This is a genomic window from Parasediminibacterium paludis, from assembly GCF_042651445.1.
Taxonomy (GTDB): Bacteria; Bacteroidota; Bacteroidia; order Chitinophagales; family Chitinophagaceae; genus Parasediminibacterium; species Parasediminibacterium paludis.
In genome coordinates, this window is the sequence record NZ_JBHSDC010000022.1 from 220379 (window position 1) to 240789 (window position 20411).

A 20411-nucleotide genomic window follows, 5' to 3' on the forward strand; every position below is an offset into this window, starting at 1 on the left:
TAGTACTAGATATTCATGCGATTCCATTTAGCATTATAATTTTATTAAAACAAAACAGCCTTGAGAGAAATCTCATGGCTGTTTTGTTTATTGACTTGTAACTTTTCAAATTTCACTTGGTTATTCCCAAATTTCACCTTTACCGTCAATCCAGTTTTTAACGGCTTCTGTAGTGACGCTTTTAGGGCGCTCTAATGCAAAGCCCAACGCTCTATCCCAGCAAAGACTAGATAATACACCCAATGCACGGCTTACCGCAAATAATACAGTGTAGAATTCGTATTCAACTAAGCCATAATGTACCAATAATGCTCCGCTATGGGCATCTACGTTTGGCCAAGGATTTTTGATTTTACCTAGTGATTGTAAAATAGGTGGCACTACTTCATATATATTCCAAACAGTACGGCACAATTTATCTTCTGGCATGTGTTTTTTACCAAATTCCATTTGTGCAGTAAAGCGAGGATCGGTTTTACGTAATACCGCATGGCCGTAGCCTGGTACTACTTTTCCACCTTCTAAAGTATCTTTTACATATTGTGCTATTTGTTCTTTGGCAGGTAAATCTGTGTCTAGTTTTTCCTGCATTTCAAAAATCCATTTAATCACTTCTTGATTTGCCAAGCCGTGTAAAGGACCAGCTAGACCATTCATACCAGCGGCATAGCTTAAATAAGGATCGCTTAATGCGCTACCAACTAAGTGGGTGGTATGTGCAGATACGTTACCGCCTTCATGGTCAGCATGGATAGTCATATACAAGCGCATCAATTCTTTAAAGCTTTCATCTTCAAAACCCATCATGTGTGCTAGGTTTCCAGCCCAATCCAACAAGCCGTTTGGCTCAATATATTCTTTATTTTTGTACTTTCTACGATAGATATAGGCGGCAATACGTGGCAATCGGGCAATTAAATCCATTGTATCGTCGTAAACAACGCTCCAATAATCTTTTTTATTAATGCCTTTTGCGTATTCTTTGGCAAAATTGCTTTCTGTTTGCATGGCCATTACACCCACCACATACATCGTCATTGGGTGCGTAGTAAGGGGCAAAGCATCAATGGCTTTAAACACATGTGTAGGTACATGGCTTCTACGCTGCCATACATTAGAAATGTGATGTGCGTCTTCATCAGTTGGCAATTCACCTAATAACATTAAGTGAAACAAACCCTCTGGCAATGGTTCGCCACCGCCTGGAGCTTTTGGTAATTTTTCTTGTAATTCGGGTATGGTATAGCCCCTAAAGCGGATACCTTCTTGTGCATCTAACAAGCTGGTTTCAGTTACCAAGCCAGTTATACCGCGCATACCTTGATAAATTTGAGCCAAAGTAACTTCACCAATTTTTTTGGTGCCATGTTCTTTTACAATGCTTTTTATTTCCACGTTGGCCAAGTCAGCCTTTTCCTTAAACCTGTCTTTAAGTACACCCATGATTATTGGTTATTTTTATAGCGAGTAAAGATTTTTTCTTGGTCGGCGATTGTATCGTTTTTCATCTTCGGTTGCGTTGAACACTAGAACTTTTAGATACTTTTCTCAACGCGGCTAAAAGTAATACAACTTAGTATGCAGAACAAAACATTTGCAAAGAAGTTGCGTGAAAAAACTGTAAAATTTCTTGTGCGGTAAATATTTGATACCGAGTTTTAGATACGCAAACGTTTTAGTAGAAAGTTGAAGTGGAAAGCATTTTATATTATCAAATTGGTTTCTAAATTGGCTTAATTTTTATTGGATGCTCAATTATCTGTTCAAATATCATAACTAGGCTTTTGCTTTGAGAATATAAGCGATGTGTTTAAATTGAATATGCTTCTGTTATTCTTTTTCTACCAATCTATAAATACCATGAGGTCTATTTTTACTGCAATTTTAAAAGTAGAAACCATTGGTTTATTCAAAAGGTTATGTCAACCATTAGTATGGAAGTTAAAAGTTCAATCTCTGTGTCTTACAATAACTACTTTCTATATTTATTGGGATAGGTTAGGTATTTGTATATTTTCTGACTTTAATGTAATTTCAAAAGAAACTAAAATGCTACCCCAACTTAAACAAATGGAGAATTCGATGTGATAGCGCATTTTTAAAATCCTGCTGCAGCTTCTGCGAAAACGGGTGTACATTTAATTCGAGAAAGTAAAATGGTGGTATTCAACGGCGATTGTATGATTTTAAGTATTAACTATAAAATATATTAATCGCCCGATTGATGCAATAAGTAGGATTATTTTACACTACAAACATTAAAAAGACATTGTTATTTGCCTATGGATAATGGTATAACACTACAAAAACCACAGCGGTTACTGTCGTTGGATGCCCTACGTGGTTTCGATATGTTTTGGATAATCAGTGGCGAAGGTATTTTTCATGGCTTAGCCAATGTTGTAAAAGATAAATACCATTTGACGCAAAGCACGGTTAATTGGCAAATTGCTACTGCAGGCGCACCTCTCAATATTTGGGAAGCATTGGTTGTAGGTATTAGTAACCAGCTACATCACAGCGTATGGAACGGCTTTACATGTTATGATATGATTTTTCCTTTGTTCATTTTTATTGCAGGCGTTTCTATGCCTTATTCGTTTGGTAGTAAGCTAGAAAAGGGCAATCTGCCTATTCGAATTGTCAAAGGAAGTATCTATCGCGCTTTATTAAAGCGAACGATAATTTTGATACTGTTAGGTATGGTGGTAAATGGTGCTTTACAGTTTAAAGGCTATGAGTTAACACGTTTTGCAAGCGTGCTTGGAAGAATCGGATTATCCTGTTTTTTTGCAGGACTAATTTATTTAAATACGCAACTACGTGGTCAAATTATTTGGTTTGTTGCCATTCTATTGGGCTATTGGGGGGCCATGACTTGTATTTCTGTGCCTCATTTGGGTGCTGGTAATTTAACACCAGAAGGCAATTTATCTGCATATGTTGATAGGCTTTTGCTGCCAGGTAAATTACACAGAAAAGTATATGATCCTGAAGGGTTATTATCCACGATACCCGCAGTAGCTACAGCAATGCTTGGTATTTTTACTGGTACTTTTTTAAAGTATCAAGCAAGTAATTTTACCATGATAAAAAAAGCTTTTTTTCTTGTAATAGCTGGTAGTTTATTGGTATTACTGGGTTGGTTTTGGGGCATGGTTTTCCCTATCAATAAAAATATGTGGACGAGTTCATTTGTAGTTTACACAGGTGGATTCAGTGTTTTATTATTCGCTTTTTTTTATTTGATAGTAGACGCGCTACAATTTCAAAAATGGTGTAAGCCATTTGTTTGGATAGGTACCAATTCAATACTTATCTATATGGCTGCACACGGTTTGGTAAATTTTGAAGCCACTTCACACTTTTTATTCGATGGGCTAATTAGTTTTACTCATCCGATTTGGCATGCTGCCATGCTTTGGGTAGGTGTAGCAGTCATACAATTTGCTGCTTTATATTTCTTGTTCAAACAAAAATGGTTCCTCAAAATTTAAATAATTTGGATGTGGATGGCAGTCTTGCTCAGTTTATTTAAGCTCAAATTATCCAATAGCATAAAAAATATTAGATACCGCAAGTTTCAAAGTTAATACAGGTTTTTAAGGATTAGTAGATGATGTTAAAATATTACATGAATAATAATTTCTATAAAAAGCTAATTAACAATCTTATGTTGTAGCCTATGTTTTGTAATAAAAAAATTATTTGATGAATAAACTTTATAAAACTGTAAGTAATTATATTCTAGGCTCTTTCATTGGGCTTCTAAGATGGAAACGGGCGTTAATCATGTTGTTTTCAAGCGGAATATTATACTCATTTTCAGCCTCTGCGCAGCTAGATGTCGCCGCTTCAAAAGCTTTGCTACAAAGGGTGGTGCCTACACGTGCAGCTTCATTTATTGTGCAAGCATACCATACTCATAATAACAATGATTCCACTAGCAACAGAGATGTATTTGAAATAGAAAGTATGCATGGTAAAATTGTGCTTCGTGGCAATAATGGTGTTGCTATTGCATCGGCATTATACTATTATTTAAATGAATATTGTCATTGTCAAATTACTTGGAATGGTACCAATCTTAATTTGCCAAAAAAGTTACCAGTTGTAAGAACAAAAATTCATAAAAAAACACCTTACGAGTATCGCTACTACATGAATTATTGCACTTTTAATTATAGCATGAGTTGGTGGGATTGGCAGCGTTGGGAAAAAGAAATAGACTGGATGGCTTTGCATGGTATCAATATGCCACTAGCTATTACAGGTGAAGAATATACCTGGTACTTGGTATACAAGGAAATGGGTTTTACAAATGACGATTTAAAAGGTTTTTTTTGCGGGCCGTCTTACTTTTCTTGGTTTTGGATGGGTAACTTAGACGCTTATGGAGGCCCATTACCCATTACTTGGATGAAGCAACATTTTGCGCTACAACAAAAAATATTGGCACGTCAGCGAGCACTAGGAATGAAGCCTGTATTACCAGCATTTACTGGGCATGTACCCCCATCTTTTAAACAAAAATTTCCGACGGCAAAACTGAAGCAAACCAATTGGAACAATGGCTTTGCAGATACTTATATCCTCGACGCTGGTGATCCGTTATTTGCCAAAATAGGTCAGCATTTTTTACAAAAGCAAACAGCCATGCTTGGTACCAATCATTTATATTCTGCCGATACCTTTAACGAAAACGAACCGCCATCGGATGACTCTGCTTTTTTAAGTAAGTTAAGTGAAAGAGTGTATGCTGGTATGCACCAAGCAGATTCAGCGGCTATTTGGGTTATGCAAGGTTGGCTGTTTTATAGCGATAGAAAATTTTGGAAAGCCCCACAAATAGCAGCTTTGCTCAATGCTGTGCCAAATGATAAAATGTTGTTACTTGATTTGGCAACAGAAATTGAACCCGTTTGGAAACGTACAGATGCTTTTTATGGCAAACCTTGGATTTGGAATATGTTGAACAATTTTGGTGGCAATACCAATTTGTTTGGTAGAATGGAAACTGTTGCTGCAGAACCATCCAAAGCCTTAAAAGATATTAAAAGCGGGCAAATGAAAGGCATTGGGCTAACAATGGAAGCAATAGAGCAAAATCCTGTAATGTATGAGCTGATGATGGCTAATACTTGGCAGCGAGATACCATTATTGTTAATGATTGGTTACCTAAATATGTACGCAATAGATATGGCTCAAATGATACAAATGCTTTAACTGCTTGGAATATTTTACGTAGAACAGTGTACGCAGTACCAGTGGATAAATACAAGCGTGATGGTGCAGAATCTATAATTCAAGGAAGACCAACCTTGGATTCTTCTACAAGATGGGCGAAAACCAATCTAAATTATGAGGCTAGAGATTTGTGGGCTGCTTGGGATGCATTCATTAAAGCGTCTAAGACTTGTCAAAAGAGTGATGGCTTTCAGTTTGATATTGTGGATGTTACTAGACAAGTGTTAGCCAATTATGCGTTACCCTTACAGCGCAAATTTGTAATTGCTTACGAGCAAAAAAATATCGCTGATTTCAAAAAATATAGCCAACAGTTTCTTGCTTTAATAGATGATATGGATCAGCTATTAGCTACGCGAAAAGACTTTTTATTAGGTCCTTGGATTAGGGATGCGAGACGCTGGGGTACAACCAAAAGTGAGAAGGCTTTGTATGAAATGAATGCAAAAGATTTAATAACACTTTGGGGTGATGCCAATTGTCCGTTAAATGAATATGCCTGTCGACAGTGGAACGGCTTATTAAGCAGTTTTTACAAACCAAGATGGCAGCAGTTTTTTAGTAAAATAGATACCGCCATGGCTAATAGCAAAAAATTAGATACGGTTGGGTTTCAAAAAGAGATTGCACAATGGGAATGGCAATGGGTAAATCAACGAAAAGATTTTCCTACGGTACCATTAGGAAATCCAATAACAATTGCTTTAAAACTACATCAGAAATATAGGTCGATCATCGAATGATGCAAGATTATTGCATACTAAATCTATATTATATTTAAATATTTTACACTGAAATAGATGTCAATCTAATTAAGTGGACATTAAGAGGCATTCATTATAAATTGTCTGTGATATTTTTATTAAAAAGAGTATTGATTTTAAATTAATGCAACGGTAAGCCATTTGCTATTAGTTTGCATACTATTCCTATTGTTCAATCAATTTCTTAAGTAGTTGCTTGTGTTCAGTAATTATTTCTTTATGTTTATTTCCGTATACTTGTACAATTTTTTTAATCTATATTTGTTTATTGATTTTTTGTTACCTCTATCATAAAATCCACAACATTTAGCTAGGCTTCACTACAAGTTTACTAATTATTTTAATGTTGAGAAATCAATATTGATATAATACAGGGCAGCGGCAGCCGTTAAATCGGCCGGGGTCATTAATATTACAGAATAAATTTTGCCGTTTCCAAGCGTAACGCCAGTTTTTTTACTCAGGTTGGTACTATCATTAAATACATTGATGTCGTAAGTGCCAGCCGCTACCTGCTTGAAAGTGGTATAAGTATCGTAAGATAAATGGTCTAAAAAATTTCTATTGGTATAGTCTAGTTGATCTAATCCTACGCTGATGATTCTAACATTGACATAATTAAAATAGGCTTGGGTTCTAAAGTCAAGCACACGAATGCCAGCTTTGCCAGCTGCTGGCGTGGTTAAATCATCTGTAACCAAAGAAATACGCCAGTTATAGCCTACCCGGTAAATAAAACAAGAGTAGTATTTATCTGATAAAACATCTACGTATACATCAACGATGGTATTACCACCAAACGTTACTTTAATGTTTCTACTACCCGCTGCTACTTGTTTGTAGGCAGTAGAGTAATAAATTGCTACATCGCCTTGACCAATACCATCGAGCGTAACATTGACATTGCCATAATCCATGACATTGTAAAAGCGAATATTAGCCGTACCAGTAGTGGTACCTGTAGTAGTACCAGTACCAGTGCCTGTACCTGTACTTGTTGAGGTACTTGAACCATCTACTACTTTGGTGCAAGCAGTTAAGCCTAGTAGTAATATTAATATGGTATTTAAAATTGCTTTCATGGTAAATATTTATTTAGCTGGAACAACTACTGTGGTAGTTGCAGATGCTGAACAATTAGCGTTTGAAGTGGCTGTTAATTTTACTGTATAAGTTTTGGCTGTTGTAGTTTGAGTATAAGTGTGGATGTTAAATGCATTAGCACCAGTAGTACCATCGCCATAATCCCAAGCATATGAAGTAATAGTACCATGCGATACCGTTGACGTACTATTAAATGCCCAAGCACTACCAGCAGCATTACTTTGCTGTACAGAAATAGAAGCAGTAGGTGTTACATCTTGCCCAAATGATGTAACAGGTTGCAATACTTTATATAGTTGCGAATTATTAAGCGTAATCGTTAGCGTTACATTATATGAATTTGGAAACGTGTAGCTTTTATTAATTGGATTGCCAGTTCCGCCAATACCATCTCCAAAATCCCAAGTATAAATAGCGCCTGCGGGCACACCATTTGTAGGGCCAGTAAAAGTAAATACCTCACTGCTTGGTTTACATGGGCTAGTACTTGTATAGGTAAATCCACCACTAATACTATAGCCTGCTGGTACAGTAACCACTTGTGAACTTGATGATACACAACCTGCACTGCTAGTAATGGTAAGTTTTACGGTAAATGTTTGTGCTGTAGAAGTTTGTACATAAGTGTGTGTGCTAAAACTTCCCGTACCATTACTGCCATCTCCATAATCCCACACATAGGATGTAATAGCGCCTTTTGCAAGGCTACTTGTACTATTAAATGTATAATAATTGCCTGTTGTGGTAGCATTGGTTTGCTGTGCGTAAAATGATGCTACTGGGGTAACACCTTGTCCAACAGCTGTAACAGCCATTGTACTTTGACCAAGTATTTGGTTATTATTTTTCACTTTTACCAATACAGTATAAGAGCCTGCTGTGTTATAAGTGTTAGTGGTACTTAAGCCAGAGCCCGAATTACCATCACCAAAAAACCACTCATAGGTAGAGCCCGACGGTGCTCCCGGTGCAATGACATTAAAGGTAAATATCTCGTTACTAGGTGCACATGGTGCAGTAGTAGTATATGCAATAGTGATATTACCAATACTACCGCTACTTGTACCGCCACTTCCACTAGTGCCCCCAGGTGGTGGTGTTGTAGTTCCACCGCCGCTACTGCTAGCCGCAGGTATGGTAATGGTTTGCGTTTTAGTAGCTGTGCAACCTGTAATTGCGCTAGATACGGTATGCGTAACGGTGAATGTTTGGGCTACAGATGTTTGTGTGTAAGTATGTTGGCTAACGCTACCGCTTCCAGTTGTACCATCTCCATAATCCCAAGAGTAGAGTTTGATGGTACCGTAAGACAAAGTACTTGTGCTTGTAAATACCACAGTATTAGTGGTAGCGCCTGCAACTGCGGTAAATGAAGCAGTTGGTGTGGTAGTTTGACCTAAAGCCGTAATGTTTAAAGTTGATTGACCAAGTATTTGATTGTTGTATATCACTTTTACCAAAACGGTGTATGTACCAGCGTTTGTATAAGTATTGGTGCTAGTGACACCAGTACCAGCTTTACCATCACCATAATACCAAGCATAGGAAGAGCCCGCTGGCGCGCCCGCCGCTACACATGTAAATGTAAATACTTCGTTACTTGGTGCGCAAGGTGCTGTACTAGAATAATTAATAGTAATAGTGCCAATAGAACCACTACTTGTGCCACCGCTACCTGTTTGCCCGCCAGGTGTAGTAGGCGTAGTTGGTGTGGTAGTACCAGTGCCAGGAGTCGGCCCCGGTGTAGGTGCAGGATTACTAGGGTTGCTAGTGCCACCACCGCTGCCAGTGCTAGAACCACTGCCGCTACTAGTACTGCTCGTACTATTGTCAATTACTTTTACACAAGCAGCTAATGCCAGTGCTATGTAAGCAACGATGAAGAATTTTGTTTTCATGATGTATTTAACGGTTGACTATCATATGCATCATACGCAATAATAACGCCATAACTATTATATTAGGCATAATGCATACGTCATGCAATAGATAGTGGGTACTTATTTACTATAAACTAATCTTGGGTATAGTTTATTGTGAACGACTGCAAGTTGGGGATATTTTTTCTTTTGCGCTGCAATTCGTAATCATATATTAATTGTCCAATATTTTTCATAAATGGATAACCTACCGTTTCATAATCATATTTATCATCATTAAATATCCCGTCTTTATTACAAAGCAGCGTAGCGCTTAACATAAATTCTACTTTTTTATCGGTATCTATTATATAAGCCACATCTGTTAAAAAGCCATATGCATCGCCCACCTTGTTAAAGACACGAATAGTAGGCGGTAAGCTGCCTTTGGCACTGCCAAATAGTAGAAACTTACAGTAAGCATCCCAATGGTTGGCTGTATCATAATAAGGATAGGCGCTTTCTCTCGGATAAGCACTCATCCAATGTTTCACAAACTCGTAATCGGTAGCTGATAAATTAAATTTTTGTTTACTTGGTACGGCGTCTGCAAATAATACGCTTTGAAGTATGTGGTGTAAATCTTGTAAATACACCCTATTTTTTTCGCTAAAATTAAATGGTTGGTTAATAAGCTCGTTGCCTTTGTAATACCCTTTACCAATTGCCACATCTAGTTTTGGAAAAATAGCATTGCTGTATTGTCCCTCTTGTTTGTACAATAATTTACCAGTGCTGTCGTAAAAACTAATAGGATTGGTGGCTCTGTTTTGTTCGTTAGTAAGGCTTATTTGTAAGCGATGTCTAATAATGGCATCAGCAAAACCTTTGTCTGCAAGCTTTTGCTGTATATAAGCTTGCCCTAAAAACTCGTACAATCTGTTAAAGGCATCATTATCACTTACTAAAAATATTTGCTTAATATAATTGGCAATCGATGCTTTGCTGTCTTTTGCCGTAGGATTTGTGTATACTTTATCTTGGCCGCTAAAACTACTATCTGTTACCATAGTGCTATTCATATCTACACCATATTTTTTTAAGCTATTTAGTTTTTCTAAAGCCAAAAAAGCTATGGGCATTTTTACTGTACTAGCAGGGTAGAAGTAGGTATTGTTGTTGAGGTTAAATGTGTAATCAGTAAATATGGGTTTATTGTGTTTGTCTCTATCTATTTTGGTATAAATAATTTGTAAGCGCAAGCTGTCTTTATTATTTAACATACTTCCAAACTGCTCAGGTTTGGTACGCATCAATTGTTCTATCAAATCCATATCTTTTTTTGAAGGCTGTTTGTTTTGGGCATATGCTTGCATTGTATAGCAACAAAGAATTAGGAGTAGGTATCTCATGCATCAAACTTAATAAGAAAATTGACTGCTTGTGATAAACGGCTTGGGCTATGTGCACATTTTTGATGTAACTTACGCCATCTACCAAAATCAAGTGTTTATGAGGATAGCATTAAGTAGTTTTTTATTAATATTAACTTTTGCCATAAAGGCACAGTCATTTACACCTACAGAAATTGCTCGCTGGCAAGCACAAGCTAAGCAGGTAAACATCATTAGAGACAACTATGGTGTTCCACATATTTATGGCAAAACCGATGCTGATGCTGTATTTGGCTTATTATACGCGCAGTGCGAAGATGATTTTAAACGTGTAGAAATGAACTACATAGAAAAATTAGGCCGTTTGTCTGAAGTAAGAGGAGAGGCGAGTTTGTATGACGATTTATTGATTAAATTATTAATAGACTCAACTGAAGCAGTGGCCGATTATAACAAGGCGCAGCCTTGGCTAAAAAAGCTACTAAATGCCTATGCTGATGGGATTAACTTTTATTTGTACAAACATCCTCAATTAAAGCCTATCATGTTAAAGCGCTTTAAACCTTGGTACGCCCTTTTGTGGACAGATGGTAGCATTGGGGCTATTAATACGGCAGATATTAGTACAGCAGAATTAAAGCAGTTTTATGGCAATGATAAAAGTCCGATTGCTGCTGTAGCTAAAGAACCAGATATGCAAACTGGCTCTAATGGTTTTGCGCTTGCACCTTCTAAAACCGCTTCTGGAAATGCTATTTTATACATCAACCCACACGTAACTTTTTACTTTAGACCAGAAGTACAGGTGGTAAGTGAAGAAGGTTTAAACGCTTATGGTGCCGTTACTTGGGGACAGTTTTTTGTGTATCAAGGATTTAATGAGCATTGTGGTTGGATGCACACTAGTAGTAATGTAGATGTTGCAGATATATATGCTGAAAAAATAGTAACTAATGAAAAAGGCTTGCAATATCAATACGATGGAAAGTTACTACCAGTAACGCAGAAACGCGTGAGCATCAAGTACAAGCAAGGTGATAGTTTATATACCAAAGTTTTTACGACTTTTTACACCCATCATGGGCCAATAATGGCTAAGCGTGACAGTAAATGGCTAAGCCTACGCTCTTTTAATCGTTCTATGAAAAGTATTGAGCAGAGCTGGCTTCGTACTAAGGCCAAAGGTTTTGAAGATTATAAACGCATTATGTATCTAAAAGCCAATACCAGTAATAACACTGTTTTTGCTGACGATAAAGGCAATATTGCTTACTGGCATGGCAATTATATGCCTAAAAGAGATACCGCTTTCAACTGGGCTAAGCCCGTAGACGGAACCATCAAAGCCACAGAATGGCAAGGCTTGCACATGGTAGACCAGATTGTGCATCAATATAATCCTGCAAGTGGCTTTTTACAAAACTGTAACTCTACACCATTTTCGGTAAGTGGTGTTAGTAGCCCTAAACAAGCTGATTATCCATCTTATATGGCACCTGATGGCGAAAATTTTCGAGGTATTAATGCGGTACGCGTTTTAAGCCAAGGTTCAAAATACACCATTGATAAAGTGATTGCTAGCGGCTACGATACCAAATTGTCTGCCTTTGAAGTGCTAATACCAGCTTTGCTAAAGGCTTACGCAACGTCTGGAACGAATTACCCACAATTACAAGATGCCATTAACGTATTAAAGGAATGGGATTATCATTCGGGGGTTAATTCTATTGCCACCACTTTGGCGGTAGAATGGGCGCAAAAGTTAGGATCTAATGTTAGTAAAATATATGTTAATCCTGGTGAGCTAGACCAAGTAAAAGCTACTAAATTATTCGCCGCTACTGCTACACCACAACAGTTGTTGACCCCATTACAAACGGTACTGCAAGAGTTAACAATGAAGTTTGGTAAATGGCAAATGGCTTGGGGTGAGGTGAACCGTTTTCAACGGTTAAGCGGCGATATACAAAGTAAATGCAACGACGATGAGCCAAGCATTCCTGTGCCCTTTGCATCTGCTTTGTGGGGGCAATTACCTTCATATAATAGCCGAGCATTTGCAGGCACCAATAAGCGTTATGGTGTAAGTGGTAATAGTTTTATTTGTGCAGTTGAGTTTGGCAAACGTATCAAAGCGAAGTCTTTACTTGCTGGCGGCGAAAGTGGCAATCCTAATTCGCCTCATTTTAAAGACCAAGCCGAGATGTACACAAAAGGTATTTTTAAAGAGGTATTGTTTTATAAAGAAGATGTACTAAAACATGTTGAACAGCAGTACCAACCTGGTAGCGAGCAGTAACACCTGTAAAATGTGATTTTGCGTAAAATGCCACTAAATAAGGCAAATACGCCTTCCCGAATAAACAAAAGCCGATACAGTCTTAGTGTATCGGCTTTTGTAGTATAAGTGATTAATAATTATAATCCTTGCGCAATTTTTTGTTTTACTCTTGCAATATCTGCATCGCAATATTTATTGCCTTGGGCTTTGGCCTTCAAATACCATTCTAAAGCTTTTTTAAAATCTTGCTTTACCGACATGCCATTTTCGTAATAAGCAGCAACATTTTTGGTCGCGTCAACATCGCCTACGGGTTTACCATTTGCAGAACCTTTTGTGTAGTAATAAAAAGCTGCATCTTGGTCTGCAACAATGCCTTCGCCGTTTTGTAGCATTAAGCCATATCTAAAGGCACTAGAAAATTTAGAAGGAATATCGCTTGTGCAATTGGCACCTCTTTCCCAGTAAAATCTAGCAGCATTAATATCGTTGGCTTTATAAGCATCCCAGCCTTTCATAAAGTATACATGGGCACTATCATTTTTATCCTCAAGATCGTATTTTGTACCACCTTTGGCTGCCGTAACTGCCTTTCGTACTATTGGCTTAGTTTGCGCCATAATAAGGGCTGGTATGAATGAGCAACAGATTATTAATAATTTTTTCATCGCTTTACTCAAAATGGTTTATTTAAGGTTTTTGGTAAAAATTTTTGCAAATATCGTTATTTTAAACTTTTTGGCAACATCAATACAGAATGCTTACTACCAAAACTCACTCATAACGTTCCTTCTTAAGATTTATTGTTGTTAAAGTTAAATTTGTAATATACTCTTCCTGTATTAGTTAAATGGATAGTTTTTACAATCCATAATTGTTTAGTACATTCATAGCATTTTACCAAATCTTTCATTTTTTGTTTTAACTGCGTACCCTTACCTTTGCCGCCTTAACAATTTTGGAGTATTGTATCCCTTTTATTTTACGGTTTAGGTTAGACTGCAACTTGTCTTGACATTCAATGTGTTAAGAACGTACAAGTCCTCTGCAATGGAAACCAAACGATGTGACTAAAACCGGTGGTACTTCAAATCAAAACTCGATATTAGGATATGGCTATCAAAAGAGACAATCGTCCAAAATCAACATTTTCTCAAATTACCATTAGTTTGGCTTCGCCCGACAGCATCTTAGAAAGAAGCTTTGGTGAAGTATTAAAGCCTGAAACCATTAACTACCGTACCTACAAACCCGAGCGTGATGGCTTGTTTTGTGAAAGAATTTTTGGGCCGGTAAAAGATTACGAATGTGCTTGTGGCAAGTACAAACGTATTCGTTATAAAGGTATTGTTTGCGACCGTTGTGGTGTAGAAGTAACTGAGAAAAAAGTGCGTCGTGAACGTTTAGGTCATATTAAATTAGTAGTACCTGTAGTACATATTTGGTACTTTAAAAGTTTGCCTAATAAAATTGGTTACTTATTAGGTATGAGTTCTAAGAAATTAGAAACCATTGTTTACTACGAGCGTTACGTGGTATTACAGCCTGGTATTAAAGACAATTTCGCGCCTGGCGATTTGTTAACTGAAGAAGAATATTTAGATTTATTAGATACATTACCAAAAGATAATCAGTATTTGCCTGATGAAGATCCTCAAAAATTCATTGCTAAAATGGGTGCTGAGGCTGTTCAAGGTTTATTGGCTAGATTGGATTTGGACGAATTAAGCTTTAGCTTACGTAATGCTGCGGCAAACGAAACTTCACAGCAACGTAAAGCGGATGCATTAAAGCGTTTGAGCGTTGTAGAAGGTTTTAGGGACAGCTCTGAGCGTATTGCAAATAGTCCTGAATGGATGGTTATGCAATACATACCAGTTATTCCACCAGAATTACGTCCGTTAGTGCCTTTGGATGGTGGTCGTTTCGCATCATCAGATTTGAACGATTTGTACCGTCGTGTCATCATCCGTAATAACCGTTTAAAGCGTTTATTAGAAATTAAAGCACCTGAAGTTATCTTACGTAACGAAAAACGTATGTTGCAAGAAGCTATTGATAGCTTGTTTGACAACTCTCGTAAATCGAACGCAGTAAAAGCAGAAGGTGGTCGTGCTTTAAAATCTTTGAGTGATGTATTAAAAGGTAAACAAGGTCGTTTCCGTCAGAACTTATTGGGTAAACGTGTGGATTACTCTGGCCGTTCTGTAATTGTGGTAGGTCCTGAAATGAAAATGCATGAATGTGGTTTGCCAAAAGATATGGCAGCCGAATTGTTTAAGCCATTTATCATTAGAAAATTAATTGAAAGAGGTATTGTAAAAACAGTAAAATCTGCTAAGAAATTGGTAGATAAAAAAGAAGCTGTTATTTGGGATATTCTTGAAAATATATTGAAAGGTCATCCGATATTATTAAACCGTGCCCCTACATTGCACCGTTTATCTATCCAATCTTTCCAACCAAAATTAATTGAAGGTAAAGCCATCCAACTTCACCCGTTGGTAACTGCATCTTTCAACGCCGATTTTGATGGTGACCAAATGGCGGTGCACGTGCCTTTAAGCAATGCAGCTATTATGGAAGCCCAATTATTAATGTTGTCTTCTCACAACATTTTGAATCCTCAAAATGGTACACCAATCACCCTTCCTTCTCAGGACATGGTATTGGGTCTGTATTATATTACTAAAGGTAAAAAATCAACACCAGAAGAGCCAATTAAAGGTGAGGGTAAAGCCTTCTACAGCCTCGAAGAGGTGATTATCGCTTATAACGAAGGTGCTGTTGATTTACATGCAAATATCAAATTAAGAACCATGGTGCGTGAAAAAGGCGCTTTGGTTAAAAAAATTATTGATACAACTGTAGGTCGTGTATTATTTAACCAATTTGTTCCTGAAGAAGTTGGTTTCGTAAACGCCCTTTTAACTAAGAAAAGCTTAAGGGAAATTATTGGTGATATTATTAAAATTACCAATGTTCCTAAAACGGCTAAATTCTTAGATGAAATTAAAACACTAGGTTTCCGTATGGCCTTCCGTGGTGGTTTAAGTTTCAGTGTTAATGACTTGATTGTTCCAGAATTAAAAGCAGAATTGCTTGAAAATGCGAAGAATGAAGTGGAAGAAGTTTGGGATAGTTATAATATGGGTTTAATCACGAATAACGAACGTTATAACCAAGTTATTGATATTTGGGGTCGTGTGGATATGCGTATTACCGAAACATTGATTCGTGAAATGGCTACCGACAAACAAGGCTTCAACTCAGTATTTATGATGTTGGATTCTGGTGCTCGTGGTAGTAAAACACAGGTTAAACAGTTGGTAGGTATTCGTGGTTTGATGGCAAAACCTCGTAAGAGTGGTTCATCTGGTAGCGAGGTTATTGAAAATCCAATTTTGAGTAACTTTAAAGGTGGCTTGAACGTATTGGATTACTTTATCTCTACCCACGGTGCGCGTAAAGGTTTGGCCGATACGGCCTTGAAAACTGCCGATGCTGGTTACTTAACCCGTCGTTTGGTTGACGTTGCACAAGATGTGGTGATTGCTGAAGACGATTGTGGTACATTACGTGGTATTGCTACGTCTGCATTAAAAGACAATGAAGATATTATTGAACCATTAGCAGATAGAATTGAAGGTCGTACATCATTACATGATGTTATTCACCCAATTACTGATGAAATTTTAGCCTATGCGGGTGTAGAAATTTCTCACGATACTGCTGTTGCTATTGAAGAAGCTGGTATAGAAACTGTTGAAATACGTTCTGTATTAACTTGTGAGGCAAAACGTGGTGTGTGTGTAAAATGTTATGGTAAAAACTTGGCAACAGGTTACTTAGCACAACGTGGTGATGCTGTTGGTATTATTGCTGCACAATCAATTGGTGAGCCTGGTACACAGTTAACGCTTCGTACTTTCCACGTAGGTGGTGTTGCTGGTAGCGCTTCTATTGAAAGTTCATTAAACGCTAAGTTTGATGGTACCATTCAATTTGATGGTTTACGTACAGTAACTGCAATCAACGCAGAAGGTAACAAGGTTCAAATTGTTATCGGACGTACTGGTGAGGTGAGAATTATGGATGTGAAAAATGATCGTTTATTAATCACCAACAACGTACCTTATGGTTCTACACTACAAGTAAAAGATGGTCACCAAATTAAGAAAGGCGAATCCATCTGTACTTGGGATCCATTCAACAACGTTATCGTTGCAGAATATGCTGGTAATGTACAGTTTGATGGCATCTTAGACGGTGTAACTTTCCGTGAAGAGAGCGATGAACAAACTGGCCACCGTGAAAAAGTGGTTATAGAAACAAAAGATAAAACTAAAATCCCAACCATTATTGTAAATGGTAAAGAGCATAAGCATTACAACTTACCTGTGGGCAGCCACATTGCTGTTGAGGAAGGTGATGAAGTAAAAGCTGGTCAGATTTTAGTGAAAATACCACGTGTACTTGGTAAACTAAGAGATATCACGGGTGGTTTGCCACGTGTAACTGAGTTATTCGAGGCAAGAAACCCAGGTAATCCAGCTGTTGTATGCGAAATTGATGGTGTGGCTACATTTGGTAATATCAAACGTGGTAACCGCGAAATTTCTGTAGAAAGCAAGGATGGTGTTATTAAAAAATACTTAGTACCATTATCTCGCCAAATTTTAGTACAAGATGCAGATTTCGTAAAAGCTGGTTCTCCATTATCTGATGGTCAAATTGCACCAGCCGATATCTTGTCTATTCGTGGTCCATTTGCAGTACAAGAATACGTTGTGAATGAAATACAAGAAGTTTATCGTTTGCAAGGTGTAAAAATCAACGACAAGCACGTTGAGGTAATTGTCCGTCAGATGATGAAGAAAGTAGAAATTGTAGATGCGGGCGATACGAAATTCTTGGAAGAAGATTTAGAAGATAGGTTTGATTTTATTGATGAAAACGATAGAATTTACGATAAGAAAGTAGTTACTGAACCTGGTGAAAGCACTAAGTTTAGAGCTGGTCAAATCGTAACTTTACGTGAGTTAAGAGAAGAAAACTCAATTCTACGTCGTGCTGATAAGAAATTAGTAGAAGTACGCGATGCAAGACCAGCAACAGCACAACCCGTGTTGTTAGGTATTACAAAAGCCTCTTTAGGCGTACAAAGCTGGATTTCTGCAGCCTCTTTCCAAGAAACTACCAAAGTATTAAGTACTGCGGCTATTCAAGGTAAGGCTGATTATATGTTGGGATTGAAAGAAAACGTTATTACTGGTCACCTAATTCCTGCAGGTACTGGTCAGCGTGACTTTGACAACCTGATTGTAGGTAGCAAAGAAGAATACGAAGTATTATCAGCAACCAGAGAAGCAATGAGCTTTGATGATGATGAATAGTATTTTATAATATTCTAAAATATATAAAAGGCGGAAAGTTCACAACTTTCCGCCTTTTTGTTGCTTCATATATTTTTTATATTATCTTAAATGACACTACTACCTCAAAGCCATTATTTGGTGCAGAAATAAATTTGGCTGCGCCGTTAAATAATTCCGCTCTACTAATGATATTGTGAAGACCTAATCCTTTTTTTGGCTTTTTCAGTATACATCCTTTACCATTATCTGTAATAGATAATGTTAATTGATTGCCAGTAATATCAAGTTGTATAGCTGCAACTGTTGCTTCAGCATGTTTTAAAATATTATTGAGTTGCTCTTGTATGATTCTAAAAACCGCTAATTTCTGCTGTTTATTTAAGGATGCATCTATTGTATTACTAATATTATACTGAATTTCAAGTATATTGGTCTTTTGAATGGGTATTAATATTTCTTTAAGCGAACCAATAAAATCCTCGTTTATATAAAGTGGCGGAATGAGATTTCTAGACAATGCATTAACTTCTTTCATAGCAGTGACAATGTGCTCTTTGCAAGCAGTTGCCATACTCGGATTGGTTTTCTTAGAATTAACAAAATTGTCTAGATATAATAAGGAAGCGGCAAGAATTTGATTAACATTTTCATGTAACTCTACACCAATATTATAGCGTTCTTTCTCTTGTGCATCATTGGCAGCCTTACGTATTTGAAACTCTTTCTCTTGTTGTTCTTTTTTTAGTGCTTGCTGTAATAATATTTGTTGTGTAATATTCTGAACCTGTATTTGATAAACAGTTCGTTGTTCATAAATAACATTACAAATTGACACATTTACAAAAATAATATGACCATCTTTCTTCTTATGTCTTTGATATTTTTTTGATCCATTCGATTGTATAATTGCTTCAACGCCTTTTTTTATATTTTTATTTTGCCAAATGTTACGCATTTCTAAGCGTAAAAATTCATCACGCGAATAGCCATATTCTAATACGGCTGCGTCATTACATTCTAAAAATTGTTGTGAAATACTATCTACTATAAACATTGGCATTGAGTTTTCGTAGAATATTTGTCGGTATCTTTCTTCTAGAACAAGTGCTTCGACTTCCGCTTTTTTTCTAGCGATACTGAATAGTATCGTTTTGTCTAATGTATTGATGTTAAAATTGTCTTTTACCAAATAATCTTGTGCACCAAATCGTAGTGCTTTAACAGATGTGTCAATATCATTATGTGCTGTTAAAACGACGGTTGCAATTTGCAATGTAAATTCTTTGAGTGGTTTAAAAGATTCTAAACCACTACAATCGGGTAAATTCAAATCTAAAAAAATAATATCTGGCTTGTTTGTTTGTAAAAAGCTAATGGTTTCACTAAGTGTTGTTGTATTAGTAACAGAAATTATATTTAAGCTCGATTTTTTCAGTAGCAAACTAAACGTAGTAAAATTTAATATACTATCTTCTACAACAAGAATTTGTAATGGTGTTTCCATGCTTAAAGTCAGTGTTTATTTATTAGGTTGAAACCAAATGCAATTTCATAATTGATTTCAGTATACAAAAATATCACCACAATTCGCTTTACATTGTAGTGATTTGACTAATAAATGCTGCTTTTTGTCACGAATTATTTATCTGCTAACTTATTAAATGTTTATTCGGTCATTGGTTTTTTATGGGTAACTTGCAACAAAATAAGCTATTAATAAACACATATTAGTTTATTTTTAATTTATTTTTTTGAAAAATCTATCAGAAAGCTAGTAATTATTGTTGTAAATTATTGGTTAGTTAGATAAGAAAGAACGGTTGCTTAGGTTTAAAATAACGAATTAATCAACTGAAATTTCATTATTATGACTTTGAAAGATTTTGTACTTACAGACACTAATAATTTTGTGGTTTGTGAGCGTTACCTTCTATTTTTTAAACGCATCTACCTCGTCTTAATTACTAAAAATTATCTCATAGGGTTAGTGTGCAATAAACAACTTAAGTTAGCAAATAATGATGAATTGTTTGCCAATAAAAAAACTAATTTACAAGCATTAGAAAGTAAAAGCGGTGATGCTTTAAACAGGTTTTCATATCTAAGTATAGAGTATATAAGAAAAATAGAGAATAAATATTTGTTTGATCAAAGTATTTTTGGGGTGCAAAAAGCCAATTTTAGAATCGATAGGAACGACCTGAAGCGTATTGATTTCAACCCTGAAAAGGTTGATTTAGGTGAATACCCAAATAGTGGTACACTTACATTAGAAGCTTCGAGGCACGAAAGGAAAGAATTAATTGTTCTTGGTAATCAAAATGGCGATAATATTATAAAATGGATACAGACTAGATGACAATCTGTATCCGGTGTTGGGATG

General features: G+C 36.6%; 11 protein-coding genes. 5 read left to right on the forward strand and 6 right to left on the reverse strand.

Going from position 1 to position 20411, the window contains the following annotated elements:
* Positions 1-120: 120 nt before the first annotated feature.
* Positions 121-1443: a citrate (Si)-synthase, eukaryotic gene (locus ACFOW1_RS11290; protein ID WP_379014351.1), complete on the reverse strand. Its 1323-nt coding sequence runs from the start codon at positions 1441-1443 to the stop codon at positions 121-123.
* 839 nt (positions 1444-2282) lie between these two features.
* Here ACFOW1_RS11290 and ACFOW1_RS11295 point away from each other — a divergent pair.
* Both ACFOW1_RS11295 and ACFOW1_RS11300 read left to right on the forward strand, forming a co-directional pair.
* A complete protein-coding gene (locus ACFOW1_RS11295; protein ID WP_379014352.1) occupies positions 2283-3497 on the forward strand; it encodes an acyltransferase family protein in 1215 nt (404 codons plus the stop codon).
* A gap of 214 nt (positions 3498-3711) precedes the next feature.
* The gene (locus ACFOW1_RS11300) at positions 3712-5991 is read left to right on the forward strand and encodes an alpha-N-acetylglucosaminidase (RefSeq protein ID WP_379014354.1); all 2280 of its coding nucleotides are present in this window, start codon (positions 3712-3714) and stop codon (positions 5989-5991) included.
* Between the two features lie 356 nt (positions 5992-6347).
* On the opposite strand, the gene ACFOW1_RS11305 is transcribed toward ACFOW1_RS11300, so the two are convergent.
* The 3 genes from ACFOW1_RS11305 to ACFOW1_RS11315 form a co-directional block, all read right to left on the reverse strand.
* Positions 6348-7094, reverse strand: a complete 747-nt coding sequence (locus ACFOW1_RS11305; protein WP_379014356.1) for a DUF4397 domain-containing protein — start codon at positions 7092-7094, stop codon at positions 6348-6350.
* Positions 7095-7103: 9 nt separating this feature from the next.
* Positions 7104-9014, reverse strand: a complete 1911-nt coding sequence (locus ACFOW1_RS11310) for a PKD domain-containing protein (protein ID WP_379014358.1) — start codon at positions 9012-9014, stop codon at positions 7104-7106.
* Positions 9015-9130: 116 nt separating this feature from the next.
* Positions 9131-10351 carry a serine hydrolase gene (locus tag ACFOW1_RS11315; RefSeq protein ID WP_379014360.1) on the reverse strand — a complete coding sequence of 407 codons (1221 nt, stop codon included), beginning with the start codon at positions 10349-10351 and terminating at the stop codon, positions 9131-9133.
* Between the two features lie 136 nt (positions 10352-10487).
* Between ACFOW1_RS11315 and ACFOW1_RS11320 the strand changes: the two genes are divergently transcribed.
* On the forward strand, positions 10488-12668 hold the full coding sequence (locus tag ACFOW1_RS11320; protein WP_379014361.1) for a penicillin acylase family protein: 2181 nt from the start codon (positions 10488-10490) through the stop codon (positions 12666-12668).
* 119 nt (positions 12669-12787) lie between these two features.
* Here the strand turns inward: ACFOW1_RS11320 and ACFOW1_RS11325 are convergent, their stop codons facing one another.
* Positions 12788-13270: a tetratricopeptide repeat protein gene (locus ACFOW1_RS11325; protein WP_379014362.1), complete on the reverse strand. Its 483-nt coding sequence runs from the start codon at positions 13268-13270 to the stop codon at positions 12788-12790.
* Positions 13271-13762: 492 nt separating this feature from the next.
* Here ACFOW1_RS11325 and rpoC point away from each other — a divergent pair, with 492 nt between their 5' ends.
* A complete protein-coding gene (rpoC, locus tag ACFOW1_RS11330) occupies positions 13763-18046 on the forward strand; it encodes a DNA-directed RNA polymerase subunit beta' (RefSeq protein ID WP_379014364.1) in 4284 nt (1427 codons plus the stop codon).
* A 76-nt stretch (positions 18047-18122) separates the two neighbouring features.
* Here rpoC and ACFOW1_RS11335 read toward each other — a convergent pair whose 3' ends face one another.
* Entirely contained in the window at positions 18123-19532 is a 1410-nt protein-coding gene (locus ACFOW1_RS11335; protein WP_379014365.1) for a response regulator, read from the reverse strand.
* A gap of 363 nt (positions 19533-19895) precedes the next feature.
* Between ACFOW1_RS11335 and ACFOW1_RS11340 the strand changes: the two genes are divergently transcribed.
* The gene (locus tag ACFOW1_RS11340) at positions 19896-20387 is read left to right on the forward strand and encodes a hypothetical protein (RefSeq protein WP_379014366.1); all 492 of its coding nucleotides are present in this window, start codon (positions 19896-19898) and stop codon (positions 20385-20387) included.
* The last annotated feature ends 24 nt before the right edge of the window (positions 20388-20411 follow it).